Genomic DNA, 14,253 nt, shown 5'->3' on the forward strand with positions numbered 1-14,253 from the left:
CGCGCCTTAGACGAAGGGCGGGTGGCGTCGCGCGGCCCGAGCGTTCATATTTGGCGCTTCCGACAAGCACGAGAGGGGAGAGGAGCGATGACAGGACGCGTGGCGGTTGTGACCGGCGGAACACGAGGAATCGGCGGCGCCATCTCCGAGGCGCTGGCGAAAAACGGCTACCAGGTGGCTGCGAATTACGTCGGCAGCACGGACCGGGCGAAGTCGTTCCAGGAGCGCACGGGCATAGCGACCTTCCGCTTCGACGTGGGCGATTTCGAGGCCAGCCGCGAGGGCGTGAAGCGCATCGAGCAGGAACTCGGCCCGGTGGAAGTGCTCGTCAACAACGCCGGCATTACGCGCGACGGCACGCTGCACAAGATGAGCTTCGAGAACTGGGACGAGGTCATCCGCACCAACCTCACCAGCTGCTTCAACATGTGCCGCCACGTGATCGAGGGCATGCGGGACCGCAAGTTCGGCCGCATCGTGAACATCGGTTCGGTCAACGGCCAGGCGGGCCAGTACGGGCAGGTCAATTATGCGGCGGCGAAATCCGGTATTCACGGCTTCACCAAGGCGCTCGCCCAGGAAGGCGCGAAAGTGAACGTCACGGTAAACGCCGTGGCGCCGGGTTACGTCAACACCGAGATGGTGCGCGCGGTCCCGGACAAAGTGCTGGAGAAGATCATTGCCCGCATTCCGGTGGGTCGCCTCGGCGAGACGGACGACATCGTCCGCGCCGTGCTGTTCCTGGTCGCCGACGACGCGGACTTCATGACCGGCTCGACCATGTCCGTGAACGGCGGGCAGCACATGTACTGAGCGGGCTTTCCGCCCGCCGGAAAGCGGCGCGCCGGCCCGGAATCGACCGGACCGGCGCGCGTGACGGCCTCAGCCCGTTTCTTGCCTCAGCGGGTCTCGTCCAGCGTGCGCCGCACGTAGGAGCCCGGCGCGTCCTCGATGACCGGATAGTCCTTGTGCAGGCCGGGCTGGCGGGCGTTGACCTGGCCCCCGGCGTGCTTTTTCAGCCACTTGCCCCAGTCCAGCCACCAGCTCCCCGGGGTCTCCTCGGTCGATGAGAACCAGGTGTCGGGGTTGGCCGGCGGCTTGTCGCCGGCCCGGAAACCATACTTCACCTTGGTCGGCGGATTGATCGCGCCGGCGATGTGGCCCGAGTTTCCGAGCACGAAACGGTTCGGACCGGAGAACAGCTGCGTGGTCTCGTAGCAGGTCTTCCAGGGCGCGATGTGATCGTCGCGCGTGGCCAGGACGTAGCTCGGCGTGGTCACCCGGGTGACGTCGATCGGCTCGCCCGCGACCTCGATCCCGCCAGGCTCGCGCAGCAGGTTCTTCAGGTACATGTTGCGCATGAACCAGGTGTGGCAGGCCGCCGGCATGTTGGTCGCGTCCTCGTTCCAGTACAGCAGGTCGAAGGGGATGCGCGGCTTGCCGAGCAGGTAGTGGTTGATGATGAACGACCAGATCAAATCGGGCGCGCGCAGCATGCGGAAGCCCCACGAGACGTTGTCTCCCGGGATGAATCCCTTGGCGCGGCCGACCGCCTCCAGCCTGTCCACCAGCTCCTCGTTGACGAACACCTTGATGTCGCCCACGTCGCTGTAATCGACGAGCGTCGTGAGGAAGGTCGCCGACTTGATCGGCTTGCGGCCCTTCTTTTCCAGCCAGGCCAGCATTACGGTCAACAGGATGCCGCCGAGGCAGTAGCCCATGGCGTTGACCTCGTCCTGGCCGGTCAGATCCTTGATGACGTCGAGCGCCGTCAGCGGGCCTTCGGTCATGTAGTCGTCGAAGGTCTTGTCCCGGGTCTCGCCGTTGGGATTCACCCAGGAGATGAGGAACACCGTGTGCCCCTGGTCTACCGCCCAGCGCACCAGCGAATTGGACGGCTGCATGTCCAGCACGTAGAACTTGTTCAGCCACGGCGGGATGATCAGCAGCGGGCGGCGCGCCACCTTGGCCGTCGTGGGGGTGTACTGGATGAGTTGCATCAACTCGTTCTGGTAGACCACCTTGCCCGGCGTGACCGCCAGGTCGCGGCCGACCTTGAACGCCCCCATGTCGGACATGCTGACTTTCAGCCGGCCGTGCTCGATATCCAGGTCGGACCAGAAATTACGCACACCCTCGACGAGGTTGCGGCCCTTGCTCGACTTCGTCGCCGCCAGCACCTCGGGATTGCTGAGCGCGAAATTGCTGGGCGCCACGGCGTCGAGGAACTGCCCGGTGAAGAAGCGCAGCTTGCGCGCCGTGTCCTGGTCGAGCCCGGGGGTGCCGTCGGCCAGCGACAGCGTGGTCCGGGTGGTGGCCTCCCAGGTGCGACGCACCGCGTTGAACAACGGGCGCTTCTGCCAGGTGGCGCCGCTGAAGCGGCGGTCGCCGTTGATGCCGTTCGCGGCGGTGCCGTTGACCGGGGTGCCGACGGCCTGGCGCAGCAGTTCGCCGCCGATGCCGAGGTAATCCCCGGTCAGCGAGACCGAGTGTTTCATGACGAAGCCGGGATGCGTCGCGAGGGCTGCGACCCACTGCGCGTACGCCTTGCCCAGGTCGGCGGAAAGGCCGGTCATGACGCGCGCCATCTGGTACTGCGCTTTCAGGTTTTCCGGCTTGAGATGCTTCAAAACTGACATCGTGTTCACTCCGCTCAAGAGAGCCGCTCGAAGATGGCGGCAATGCCCTGCCCGCCGCCGATACACATGGTGACGAGAGCGTAGCGCCCGTTACAGCGTTCCAGTTCGTGCAACGCTTTCACGGTGATGATGCAGCCCGTGGCGCCGATGGGATGACCCAGCGAAATGCCGCTGCCGTTCGGGTTGACCAGGTCGGGCGGCAGGTCGAGGTCGCGGCAGACCGCGAGCGCCTGGGCCGCGAAGGCCTCGTTCACTTCGAACACGTCGATGTCGGAGACCTTCAGGCCGGTCTTCTCGAGCAAGGCCCGCGTGGCCGGCACCGGGCCGATGCCCATGTACTTCGGCTCGACGCCCGCGAAGCTGTAACCCACCAGGCGCGCCATCGGCGTCAGCCCCTTCGCCTCGGCGGCGGCGCGCTCCATCAGCACCACCGCCCCGGCGCCGTCGTTCAGGCCCGAGGCGTTGCCGGCCGTGACACTGCCGTCGCCCTTGAAGGCGGGACGCAGCTTGGCCAGGCTCTCGAGACTCGTCTCGCGACGCACGTGCTCGTCGGTGTCGAACAATTTCTTTTCGCGCTTGACCTTCACTTCGACGGGCACGATCTGTCCCTTGAAGCGGCCCTCGTCGATGGCACGCGCGGCCCGCACCTGGCTTTCGAGCGCGATTGCGTCCTGGTCCTCGCGACTGACCTTCCAGCGCTCCGCCACGTTCTCGGCAGTGATGCCCATGTGACAGGAATCGAAGGGGTCGCTCAGCGCGCCGACCATGGCGTCGATCACCTGGCCGTCGCCGAGGCGCTGGCCGAAGCGCATGCCGGGCAGCCAGTACTGCGCGCGGCTCATGCACTCGGCGCCGCCGGCCACCGCGGCCGGGGTGTCGCCCTGGAGGATCAGCTGGGCTGCGGACACGATGGCCTGCAGGCCGCTGCCGCACAGCCGGTTGACGGTGACGGCCGGCGTTTCGACGGGGAGGCCCCCGTTCACGGCGGCCGCCCGCGCAAGATACATGTCCCGCGCCTCGGTGTGGATGACGTTGCCGAACACGCAATGGCCGATGTCGGCCGGCTCGAGTCCCGCCCGGTTGACGGACTCGCGCACGACCAGCGCTGCGAGGTCGGCGGGCGGGCTGCCGGCGAGGGCGCCTCCGTAGGTACCGATGGCGGTGCGGACGGCGGACACGACGACGACTTCGCGATGCTGCTCACTCATGGCGCTGGAATCCTTTGTTGTTGGTCACGGCCTTGTATCGGCCATTGAACTTGCCACCAGTCGCGGATTGTCGCAAGGGTGGCCGCGGGTGGCATCCGCAGATACCCCGGGCAAGCCCGGGGGCCTGCCGGACGCAAAAAAAACGGGCGGGACGTCGCCGCCCCGCCCGTTCCCGTCCTGCTTCAGGCGCCCTTCTTGCCTGCCGGCTTCGGCGCGGCGGCCTGCGCGGCGGCCATGGTCTCGCCGAAATTCGACTGGGCCTGCTTGATGCCCTGTTCCGCCCACGCGGCCAGCTTGCCCTGCGCCTCGGTGGCGGTTTCCATCAGGCTCTCCGCGCGCTTCTGTACCCGCGCGACATATTCCTCGGCCAGCTTCGTCTGGGCCTGGAAGTACTCGGTCGGACTGGTCGTCGAAGCGGCGACTTTCATCTGCTCGACGGCGAGATCGATCGCGTCGCCCAGCAGGTCGGCCTGCATCTGGAAACCCTTCTCGAAGCTCTCGAAACCGAATTCCGTCATCTCGGCAAGGGGTGCGCCGGCCTTCTGGGCCTGGGTGTAAAGGTCGTCGTACGTCATGGCTGGGTCCTCAGGTTGTTCCGTAACTGCTCGATGGCGGTTTGCCATCCCGGGGACACAAGCTAGCAGAAATCTTTTTGCATTGCAAAAAGATTTCTTCTGTGGATTATACGTACCCTTAAAAACAACTACTTAGGCTTATTGGCGCCGGGTTTTTTATTTTGCGACTGCGTATCCGACATGCCGAACATGCGCTGCTGGAGCTCCTTCCAGGTGGCGAGGTTCTGCTCGGCCAGCTGGCTGACGGTGGACAGCGGCGTATCCTTCATCATCGTCAGGACCTGTTCCTGGAAGCTCTGCTGCTGATCCACGAAAGCGCCGACGCTGCGCTCGAGGTAGGTCGAGAGAAAGTCCTGCATCGCGCCGCCGTAGAAGCGGATCAGCTGCTCCAGCAACTCGGCGGACAGCAGCGGCCGTCCCGCCTCTTCCCGTTCGACGATGATCTGCAGGAGGATGCTGCGGGTGAGGTCTTCGCCGGTCTTGGCGTCCTCGACCCGCACCTTCTCGCCCGCGACTACTAGCTCGCGGACCTCGTCCAGCGTGAGGTGGCGACTCTCCGACGGGTCGTAGAGGCGGCGATTGGCATATTTCCGGATGACGCGTTCTTTCATGGGCTCATAATGCAGCCCCGGGCGCCCGCCGTGAAGTGCCGGCCTCAGTCCATGTGGTATCCGCCGTTCACCGACAGGTCCGTCCCCGTGATGTAAGCGGCGTCGTCGGAGGCGAGAAACAGCACGGCGCGTGCGATTTCGGCGGGCTTGCCGAAGCGGCCGACCGGGATCTGCTCGCGGATGCCCTCGCGGATGGGCTCCGGGACGTTCATGATCAGGGGCGACTCGATGTAGCCCGGCGAGACCGTGTTCACGGTGATGCCCTTGCGGGCCACTTCGCGCGCGACGGCCATCGTGAAGCCGTGCACCCCGGCCTTGGCGGCCGAGTAGTTCGCCTGGCCGAACTGGCCGCGCTGCCCGTTCACCGAGGAGATGTTGACGACGCGCCCGAACTTGCGCTCGATCATCCCCTCGATGACCGACTTCGTGGCGTTGTAGACGCTGTCGAGGTTGGTACGCAGTACCGCCTGCCAGTCGGCCGGCGCCAGCTTGGCGAGGCGGCCGTCGCGGGTGATTCCGGCGGCATTCACCAGCAGGTCCACGGGACCGAGCTCGGCCTCGACGGCTGCCACGCCGGCGCGGGTCGCCTCGTAATCGCTGGCGTCGAAGGGCTGTATGTGGATCTGCAAGCCGCGCGCGGCGAGTTCCTGCTGCCATTTGGCCGCGTTCTCCGCGTCGCCGGGATGACAGTTGGCCGCCACCTGGTAACCCGCCTCGAGCAGGACCTCGCAGATGACCCTGCCGATGCAGCCCGTGCCCCCGGTGACCAGCGCGTTTCGTCCGCTCATACCCTTCTCCTGATTGTTATTGGATCTTTGTCGATGGGCGCGGAGCATAACGCGTTTTTATTGTGCAATGCAAAATATTGTTGCGGACGCACAAACGAGGACGGGCGGCCCGAGGGCCGCCCGTCCTGCCGGCAACGTGGCCGGATCCTGTCGGCCTGGGTCGGCCTAGAAGAACACCTGAGCACCGACGCGGAAGGCGTCGGTCTTTTCGCCGCCGACGAACTGGTCGTCGATCGAGTACTCGGCCTTGATGTTGGCGCGGTGACCGCTGATGTAGTAGCTCAGGCCCAGCCCGATGGTGTCGAGCGACTCACCGGCATCCGGGTCCTGCTGCTGCCAGCGAACCACCGGCTGCCACTTGCTGCCCGTGGGCAGGAACGCGGCCTGCAGGCTGAAGCTCTTGCCATCGCCAAAGCCGCCGATGACGCCGTCCCAGTCGATGTAGGTGCCGTTCAGCGACAGGTGACCTGCCCCGATGCCCTGCTCCGCCGTGAAGAACAGGCTCCAGGCCTCGTGGTCGTCGAAGCCAGTGCTGGCGCGACCCATGCTGTCGTAACCTGCGCCGAAGGTCAGCACGTCGAGCGCGCCGAGGCTGTTCTGGTTGAAGAACCAGCCGCCCTGCGGTGAGGCCAGGTTAATCGTGACCATACCCGTGATGCGGCCGTCGCCCCCGTCATTGCGCGTCGCGTCGCGATCGCCGCGGAAGTAACCCACGCGATAGCCGACCATGCCGCCGCCGAGCAGGCCGCGGGCCATGATGCCGTCGTCGCGCCAGAAGGCGCCGCTGGGGGTGGTGGGCTGGTTGGCCAGGGTGCGGGTCGGATAATCGAGCGCGGTCAGCGACACGGCGGACGACTGGTTGTCGATCGTGAACGGCACCAGCATGCGGCCGACCATCACGTTGAATTCCGGAGCGATCCGGTAGTCGATGAACGCGTCGGTGAGCACCGGATCCTGGCGGCCGCCGGCGGCGCTGCCGGAGGCGGCGTCGTAGTTGACGAAGAAGTGCACCTTCTCTGCAGCCTGGCCGAGCAACATGATGCGGTTGCGGCGGGTGAAGAAATCGTTGGAGCGATCGCCGGCGTTCTTGTCGTCGACGGACTCGTACCAGAACTGGTGCAGATAGCCCAGCTGGACCCAGGCGTTCTCGTTCACCTCGAGCTTCGGACTCCATGCGCTTGCCGTATGCGGCACCATCGCGAGCACGGCTGCCGCCAGCAGGCCGCTGGAGAGAGGCTTGTTCAATCTCATCGTTATTCTCCTTGTGTAGAACTCGTCTGTAGCGGGGATACGGCGTCCGGACCCTGGACACGTCGCGACCGGGGGATTCGTTCTCGCGACGAATTTCCCGACCCATCGAGGCACGCCTTGCCGTCATCTCCCCTGCTGGTTGTCGTCTGGAGGCAACTCGCACCGCGCATCATCACGCATGGCGGCACGTTATTGGTATTAGCTGAAAGTCTAAGTTTCTGCTACCTGAAAGTAACATTGATCAGGGAAAACCGAAACATCGCTCACGCATTGCGTTGTAAAAAAACCACAATCCTGCGGCGCTGTCGTGCACGCCGGGAGAATGCGGGCCCGCCGCCGAGTTGCGTTAAGCTTCGGCACAGGCCCAAGGCGCCGCTGCGACGAAGGTCTAATGTACGCGCCAAGGCGCGAACCCAAGACTCACATGATGAAAAATACGGCTCGCGCGGTCACGCGCGGGACCCGTTACAAGGAGGAGGAATCGATGACCGGATCCAAGGTCTATCCGGTGCAAGCCGAGTTTGCCCGGGCAGCGCACTGCGACAGCGAGAAATACGCGGAAATGTACGCGGCGTCCATCGCGGACCCCGAAGCCTTCTGGGCGGAACACGGTAAACGGATCGACTGGATAAGGCCGTACTCGAAAGTGAAGGACGTCTCCTTCGACCGCCATCACCTGCATATCCGCTGGTTCGAGGACGGCACGCTGAACGCGAGCGCGAACTGCCTCGATCGGCACCTCGCAGAACGCGGCGACCAGACGGCCATCATCTGGGAGGGCGACGACCCGGACGAGTCGAAGCACATCAGCTATCGCGACCTTTACGAGCAGGTCTGCCGCCTGGCCAACGGCCTGAAGTCGCTGGGCATCGGCAAGGGCGACATGGTCACGATCTACATGCCGATGATCCCGGAAGCCGCGGTCGCGATGCTGGCCTGCGCCCGCATCGGCGCACCGCATTCCATCGTGTTCGGCGGTTTCTCTCCCGAGTCGGTGGCCGGACGCGTCCAGGACTGCAACTCGAAGCTGATCATCACCGCCGACGAGGGCCTGCGCGGGGGCCGCAAGGTGCCGCTGAAAGCCAACGTGGACCGCGCCCTCGAGCAGCACAAGCTCGACAGCGTCGCCAACGTGGTGGTCGTCAAGCGCACCGGCGGCAAGGTCGCGTGGACCGAGGGCCGCGATGTCTGGTACGAGTCGCTGGTCGCCGACCAGCCGGCCGAGTGCCCGGTCGAGGAAATGAACGCGGAAGACACGCTGTTCATCCTCTACACCTCGGGTTCCACGGGCCAGCCCAAGGGCGTGCTGCACACTACCGGCGGCTACATGGTGTATGCCTCGATGACGCACGAGTACGTCTTCGACTACCAGCCCGGCGAGATCTACTGGTGCACGGCCGACGTCGGCTGGGTCACGGGCCACAGCTACATCGTCTACGGCCCGCTCGCGAACGGCGCCACGACGCTGATGTTCGAGGGCGTGCCGAACTACCCGGACAGCTCGCGCTTCTGGCAGGTGGTGGACAAACACCAGGTCAACATTTTCTACACGGCGCCGACCGCCATCCGCGCCCTGATGCGCGAAGGCGAGGAACCGGTCAGGAAGACCAGCCGCAAGAGCCTGCGCGTGCTCGGCTCGGTGGGCGAACCGATCAACCCGGAAGCCTGGGAGTGGTACTACCACGTCGTCGGCGACGATCGTTGCCCGATCGTCGACACCTGGTGGCAGACCGAGACCGGCGGCATCCTGATCACGCCGCTGCCCGGTGCCACCGACCTGAAACCCGGCTCGGCGACCCTGCCATTCTTCGGCGTGCAGCCGGCCATCGTGGACAACGAGGGCAACACCCTGGAGGGCGCCACCGAGGGTAACCTGGTGCTGCTCGACAGCTGGCCGGGCCAGATGCGCACGGTGTTCGGCGATCACGATCGCTTCGTGCAGACCTATTTCTCCACGTTCGAGGGCCGCTACTTCACGGGCGACGGCGCGCGCCGCGACGAGGACGGCTATTACTGGATCACCGGGCGCGTGGACGACGTGCTCAACGTCTCCGGCCACCGAATGGGCACGGCGGAGATCGAGAGCGCCCTCGTGGCCCATCCGAAGGTCGCGGAAGCGGCTGTCGTGGGCTTCCCGCACGACATCAAGGGCCAGGGCGTCTATTGCTACGTGACGCTGCAGGCCGGCGAAGAGCCGACCCCGGAGCTGAACAAGGAACTGCGGACCTGGGTACGCACCGAGATCGGGCCGATCGCGACACCGGACGTGATCCAGTTCGCGCCGGGCCTGCCGAAGACGCGTTCCGGCAAGATCATGCGCCGCATCCTGCGCAAGGTGGCGGCCCACGAGTACGGCAACCTCGGCGACACCTCGACGCTGGCGGATCCCGGCGTCGTGGACGACCTGATCGAGAATCGCAAGAAAATCACCTGAGATCGGCGGGATCTCGCCGCGGGCGAGGCTGCCAGGCCGAACAATCCCCGTGGCGGCGCCCGCAAGGGCCCGCCGCGGGAATACCGGGAAACAATCATGGGCGAGAGTGCGCGCATTATCGTCGCAGACGACCACCCGCTGTTCCGTGAGGCGTTGCAGCAGGCGCTCGCCCCGATGATGCCCGGCGTAAGCTTCATCGAGGCGGAATCCTTCGAGTCCCTGCAGGCGGCCGTGGGCGATTGCGAGGATGCGGACCTGGTGCTGCTCGACCTGGAAATGCCGGGTGCGCAGGGTTTCTCGGTGCTCGCCTGGCTGCGCACGCAATACCCCGCGCTGCCGGTGGTGCTGGTGTCGGCGACCAGCGACGCCGGGGTCATGCGCCGCGCGGTGGATTTCGGCGCCTCCGGCTTCATCCCGAAATCGTCTCCCGCGGAAACCATTTCCGAGGCCATCGCCGCGGTGCTCGAGGGCGAGATCTGGCTGCCCGAGGCGGCGCTGGCGCTGGACGACTCGACGCTCTCGGAACACGAGGAACTGGCCCGGCGCGTCGCGAGCCTCACGCCGCAGCAGTTCCGGGTGCTGGACATGCTGGCGGAGGGGCTGCTGAACAAGCAGATCGCCGCCGAGCTGCAGGTCTCGGAGGCCACCATCAAGGCCCACGTGACCGCGATTTTCCGCAAGCTCGGCGTGCGCAGCCGCACCCAGGCGGCCGTCGCGGCGCGCCGGCTCGAGACCTCAGCCCGACCCGATTAACCCGCGGCGGCGCGGGCCGCAGCCGCCACGGACTGGCGCCGCGCCAGCAGCAACTGGCTCATGATGGCGCGCAGTGCGGCCGGCTTCACCGGCTTGCGCATGATGGCGAAACCGGCATCGCGGACGCGCTCACGGGCTTCCTCGCCGTAGTCCGCAGTGATCACCACCGCCGGGACTTCGCCCCACCGCGCGCGGACCGCGGTGATGGTATGCAGGCCGGTGTCGGCCCCATCAAGATGGAAGTCCGCCAGCACCAGGTCCGGCGGCCGGCCCGCCGTTTCCAGCGCCGCGAGTCCGCTGGCCGTGTCGGTGGCGGTGACGATCTCGCAGGACCAGCCTTCCAGCAACTGCGCCATGCCCTCGAGGATATTGGCCTCGTTGTCCACGCACAGCACCAGGGCCTCGTCGAGCCGGGCCGCCGGGCCGCTGACCACGACCGGTGCGGCGACCTGCACCTGGCTCGCGGCCAGCGGCACCTCGACAGAGAACACCGAGCCACGCCCGAGTTCCGAGCGCACCCGGATCTCGTGACCCAGCGCCCGCGCCATGCGGCGCACGATGGCGAGGCCGAGGCCCATGCCCTTGGCGCCCATTTCGTCGCGCGGCTGGAAGCGCCGGAACTCCTCGTAGATGTCGTCCTCGAGGTGCTCCGCAGGGATGCCCGGCCCGGTGTCGCAGACCTGGATGGACAGGAAATCGCCGCGGCGACGGCAACCGAGCACCACGCGTCCCTCCTTGGTGTAGCGCAGCGCGTTCGAGAGGAAGTTCTGCAGGATGCGGCGCAGGAACTGGCGATCGCTGTGTACCAGGAGACGGCAGGGCAGCGCGCGGAAATCGATGCCGCGGGTGCGGGCGATGACGCCGAACTCCACGCCGAGGGCCGCGAGGATGTCGTCGACGCGGAAATCGGAATGGCGCGGCTCGAGCGCTCCGGCGTCCAGCTTGGAAATGTCGAGCAGCGCGGTCAACAGCTCCTCGGCGGCACGCAGGGAACTGTCGATCCGGTCCACCGCGCGCAGCGTCCGTGCCTCATGCTCACCCTGGCCGAGCGCCGAGGTGAACAGTCGCGCCGCGTTGAGCGGCTGCAAGAGATCGTGGCTGGCGGCCGCCAGGAAGCGTGTCTTCGAGAGATTGGCGGCTTCCGCGTCTTTCTTCGCCTCGCGCAGGGCCCGCTCGATGCGTTTGCGCAGCTCGATCTCGCTGCGCAGCCTCTGGTTGACCTCGGACAGTTCGCGGGTGCGGTCACGGACGCGCTGCTCCAGGGTCTCGTAGGCCTCCCGCAGGCCCTGCTGGGCGCGGCGCCGCTCGGTGATGTCGTGGAACAGGGCGAAGAAACCCTGCACGCGGCCCGTCGCATCGAACTGCGGGATATAGGTCGCTTCCGCGTAGCGCGGCTGGCCCTCGCCGTCGATGGTGGAAACCTCGAAGCTCTGCCGCAGGCCGGCGAGCGCGCTCTCCATGTGCGCCTCCCGCTCGAGAAAGCGTTCCCGGCCGAGCACCTCGTGCACGCGCCGGCCGCAGATGGCGTCGCGATGCAGGCCGATCGAGCGCTCGTAGGCCTTGTTGACGAAGCGGTACACCAGCTCGCTATCGAGGTAGGCGATCAGCACGGGCACGTTGTCCGTGTAGATGCGGATATTCGCCTCGCTTTCGCGCAGCGCACGTTCCGTGCGCTTGTGCTCCGTGATGTCGCTGAAGCTGGCGACATAGCCGCCGCCCGGCAGAGGGTTCACCCGCATCTCGATCACAGATCCGTCGTCACGCGTGCGCTCGAACACGTGCGGCTCGCCGCGCTCGAAATAGGCAAGCCGCTTGGCGACATGCGCCTCGACGTCGCCCGGCCCGCAACGGCCGAGACCCGCGTTGTAGCGGATCAGCGTCTCGATGGGCGTGCCGATGCGCAACAAGGTGTCGGGATAGTCGAACAACTCGGCGTAACGGCGGTTCCATGCCACCAGGCGCGAATCCGCGTCGATCACGCTGATGCCTTCCGCGACATTCTCGAGGGTGGTTTCCAGCAGGTCGCGATTGAAGCGCGAGACCTGCGATGCTTCGCCGACGATGCTGGCCACGTCCTCGATCTGCAGCTCGGCGCCTTTCAGCGCGGACACGAGCACCGTGCGTGCGGCAGATGCGCCCATCGCTCCCGAAAGCAGCCGCTCGGTCAGGTTCAGCAGCTGCGTATCAGCGCGCAGACCGTCGACGAAAGGCAGGCCGCGCTCTCCGAGGTGCAGCTCGAATGCGGCAGTGGCCTTTTCCCGGCCGATGAAGCGTTCCGCGAGAATCCGCAGGTCGCCGACTTTCGCTGAACCCCGGATACGATCGGTGACCGGCACCACGAGGCCGTCCGGGCCATGCGGCGCACGATCTTCCGGACCGACGAAAGCCGCGGCCTGGCGACGCTCCATCATGCGCGGCGCCGTATACAGCGACACGCCCACGTAAAACAGGATGTTGGCCCCGAGACTCCAGACGACCCCATGCGTCACGGCATCCAGGCCGGTCAGGCCGAACATGCCGTAGGGGCGGAGCCACTCGATACCGAAGGGGCCGGCCTGGACGAGCCCGATCGGCAGCCAGCCGGTCTGCGCGAAAGCCGGCAGCAGCAACGTCCAGGACCAGAGCAGGAAACCCGCCCACATCCCCGCGATCGCGCCGGCCCGGGTCGCGCGGCGCCAGTAAAGACCGCCGATCATCGCCGGACCGAACTGCGCAGCAAGAGCGAAGGACAACAGTCCGATGGACGCCAGCGTGCCATACATGCCGATCACGCGGTAAGCCAGCCAGGCGAGCGCAAGAATGCCGACTATCAGCACGCGGCGGATCTGCAGCAGCAGGCGTGCGAGATCGGGGCGGCGCGAGACTTCCTCGCCGCGCAGCTTGACCAGCGCCGGCATGACGACCTCGTTGCACAGCATGGTGCTGCACGCGATGGTGGCGACGATCACCATCCCGGTCGCGGCCGAAAAGCCGCCGAGGAAGGCAAGCAGCGCGAGGCCCGGTTGCCCCCCTGCCAGCGGCAGGCTGAGGAGGAATCCGTCGGCCGCCGCCCCGTCCCCCTGCGTGATCAGCCCGGCCGCCGCGATCGGCACCACCAGCACGGAGAACACCGCGAGATAGGCGGGGAAGGCCCAGCGGGCCAGCGCCAGGTCGCGCGGCCCGGTGTTTTCCACCACCGCGACATGAAACTGCCGCGGCAGGCACAGGATCGCCAGCATCGAAATGATCGTCATGACGAGAAAGCCGTGATCGATCGTCACCGAGGAATACAGCCGCATCACGGCCGCGTCGGCCTGCGAGGCGGCCAGCAGGGCGCCGGGCCCGTCGAACAGGCCGTAGAGAACCCAGAGGCCCACCGCCCCGAAGGCGACGAGCTTGACCGCCGACTCGAAGGCCACGGCCAGCATCACGCCCCGATGGCTTTCCGTGGAGTCCACCTGGCGGGTGCCGAAGAGGATCGTGAACACCGCCAGCACCAGCGCCACCACCAGGCCCGTGTCCTCCGACACGGGCGGGACGACCGCCATACCGGGCCCGCCGGTGATCAGGCTGTAACTGCCGGACACGGCTTTCAGCTGCAGTGCGATATAGGGCAGGACCGTCGCCAGGGCCATGACGGAGGCGAGCGCCGCGATCCCCTGGGCCTTGCCGTAGCGCGAGGCGATGAAATCGGCGACCGAGGTGATGCTCTGCTGCTTGCTGACCGCCACGATCCGGGCCGGGAGGCGGGTCATGAGCAGGAACACGATCATGGGGCCGAGATAGATCGCGATGTAGTCCCAGCCACTGGACGCCGCGCGACCCACCGCACCGAAGAAGGTCCAGGAAGTGCAATAGACGCCGAGCGCCAGGCTGTATATGACGGGCGTGGGCACGTAGACCCCGCGCCGATGCAGCCGGTCGCCCAAGGAGGCGACCAGGAACAGCAATCCGACGTAAGCCAGCGCAACGACCGGGGGAACCCAGGTCTGCAGCATCCGCACTCCTCCCCGTC

10 protein-coding genes are annotated in these 14,253 nt (G+C 66.5%); 3 read left to right on the forward strand and 7 right to left on the reverse strand.

Translation table 11 applies throughout. The annotated features are described in order from the left end of the window. The first annotated feature begins 87 nt into the window (after positions 1-87). Positions 88-813 (forward strand): acetoacetyl-CoA reductase, encoded by a 726-nt coding sequence (gene phbB, locus G6032_RS12720; RefSeq protein WP_165282530.1) that lies wholly within the window; start codon positions 88-90, stop codon positions 811-813. An 86-nt stretch (positions 814-899) separates the two neighbouring features. On the opposite strand, the gene phaC is transcribed toward phbB (G6032_RS12720), so the two are convergent. The 6 genes from phaC to G6032_RS12750 all read right to left on the reverse strand — a co-directional run bounded on the left by phaC (position 900) and on the right by G6032_RS12750 (position 7,072). Continuing rightward, positions 900-2,639 carry a class I poly(R)-hydroxyalkanoic acid synthase gene (gene phaC, locus G6032_RS12725; RefSeq protein ID WP_165282531.1) on the reverse strand — a complete coding sequence of 580 codons (1,740 nt, stop codon included), beginning with the start codon at positions 2,637-2,639 and terminating at the stop codon, positions 900-902. A gap of 14 nt (positions 2,640-2,653) precedes the next feature. Then, positions 2,654-3,847: an acetyl-CoA C-acyltransferase family protein gene (locus tag G6032_RS12730; protein ID WP_165282532.1), complete on the reverse strand. Its 1,194-nt coding sequence runs from the start codon at positions 3,845-3,847 to the stop codon at positions 2,654-2,656. 182 nt (positions 3,848-4,029) lie between these two features. Then, positions 4,030-4,422 (reverse strand): TIGR01841 family phasin, encoded by a 393-nt coding sequence (gene phaP, locus G6032_RS12735; RefSeq protein ID WP_165282533.1) that lies wholly within the window; start codon positions 4,420-4,422, stop codon positions 4,030-4,032. A gap of 128 nt (positions 4,423-4,550) precedes the next feature. Continuing rightward, a complete protein-coding gene (gene phaR / locus G6032_RS12740; RefSeq protein WP_165282534.1) occupies positions 4,551-5,033 on the reverse strand; it encodes a polyhydroxyalkanoate synthesis repressor PhaR in 483 nt (160 codons plus the stop codon). Between the two features lie 44 nt (positions 5,034-5,077). After that, positions 5,078-5,821, reverse strand: a complete 744-nt coding sequence (phbB, locus tag G6032_RS12745; protein ID WP_165282535.1) for an acetoacetyl-CoA reductase — start codon at positions 5,819-5,821, stop codon at positions 5,078-5,080. A gap of 165 nt (positions 5,822-5,986) precedes the next feature. Then, positions 5,987-7,072 carry a porin gene (locus G6032_RS12750; RefSeq protein ID WP_165282536.1) on the reverse strand — a complete coding sequence of 362 codons (1,086 nt, stop codon included), beginning with the start codon at positions 7,070-7,072 and terminating at the stop codon, positions 5,987-5,989. 484 nt (positions 7,073-7,556) lie between these two features. Between G6032_RS12750 and acs the strand changes: the two genes are divergently transcribed. After that, positions 7,557-9,506, forward strand: coding sequence for an acetate--CoA ligase (gene acs / locus G6032_RS12755; protein ID WP_165282537.1), 1,950 nt, complete (start codon positions 7,557-7,559; stop codon positions 9,504-9,506). 96 nt (positions 9,507-9,602) lie between these two features. Further along, positions 9,603-10,259: a response regulator transcription factor gene (locus tag G6032_RS12760; protein WP_165282538.1), complete on the forward strand. Its 657-nt coding sequence runs from the start codon at positions 9,603-9,605 to the stop codon at positions 10,257-10,259. Here the strand turns inward: G6032_RS12760 and G6032_RS12765 are convergent. Further along, positions 10,256-14,236 carry a NahK/ErcS family hybrid sensor histidine kinase/response regulator gene (locus G6032_RS12765; protein ID WP_165282539.1) on the reverse strand — a complete coding sequence of 1,327 codons (3,981 nt, stop codon included), beginning with the start codon at positions 14,234-14,236 and terminating at the stop codon, positions 10,256-10,258. The genes G6032_RS12760 and G6032_RS12765 overlap by 4 nt on opposite strands. Positions 14,237-14,253: the final 17 nt, after the last annotated feature.

The sequence above is a fragment of the Wenzhouxiangella sp. XN24 genome (assembly GCF_011064545.1).
Classification (GTDB): Bacteria; Pseudomonadota; Gammaproteobacteria; order Steroidobacterales; family XN24; genus XN24.

Bases quoted from the DNA above. Each gene is read 5' to 3' on its own strand.
- G6032_RS12750 (WP_165282536.1), bottom strand. From the start codon at position 7,072: ATGAGATTGAACAAGCCTCTCTCCAGCGGCCTGCTGGCGGCAGCCGTG.
- phaP (WP_165282533.1), bottom strand. From the start codon at position 4,422: ATGACGTACGACGACCTTTACACCCAGGCCCAGAAGGCCGGCGCACCC.
- phaR (WP_165282534.1), bottom strand. From the start codon at position 5,033: ATGAAAGAACGCGTCATCCGGAAATATGCCAATCGCCGCCTCTACGAC.
- G6032_RS12760 (WP_165282538.1), top strand. From the start codon at position 9,603: ATGGGCGAGAGTGCGCGCATTATCGTCGCAGACGACCACCCGCTGTTC.
- phbB (WP_165282535.1), bottom strand. From the start codon at position 5,821: ATGAGCGGACGAAACGCGCTGGTCACCGGGGGCACGGGCTGCATCGGC.
- acs (WP_165282537.1), top strand. From the start codon at position 7,557: ATGACCGGATCCAAGGTCTATCCGGTGCAAGCCGAGTTTGCCCGGGCA.
- G6032_RS12730 (WP_165282532.1), bottom strand. From the start codon at position 3,847: ATGAGTGAGCAGCATCGCGAAGTCGTCGTCGTGTCCGCCGTCCGCACC.
- phbB (WP_165282530.1), top strand. From the start codon at position 88: ATGACAGGACGCGTGGCGGTTGTGACCGGCGGAACACGAGGAATCGGC.
- phaC (WP_165282531.1), bottom strand. From the start codon at position 2,639: ATGTCAGTTTTGAAGCATCTCAAGCCGGAAAACCTGAAAGCGCAGTAC.
- G6032_RS12765 (WP_165282539.1), bottom strand. From the start codon at position 14,236: ATGCTGCAGACCTGGGTTCCCCCGGTCGTTGCGCTGGCTTACGTCGGA.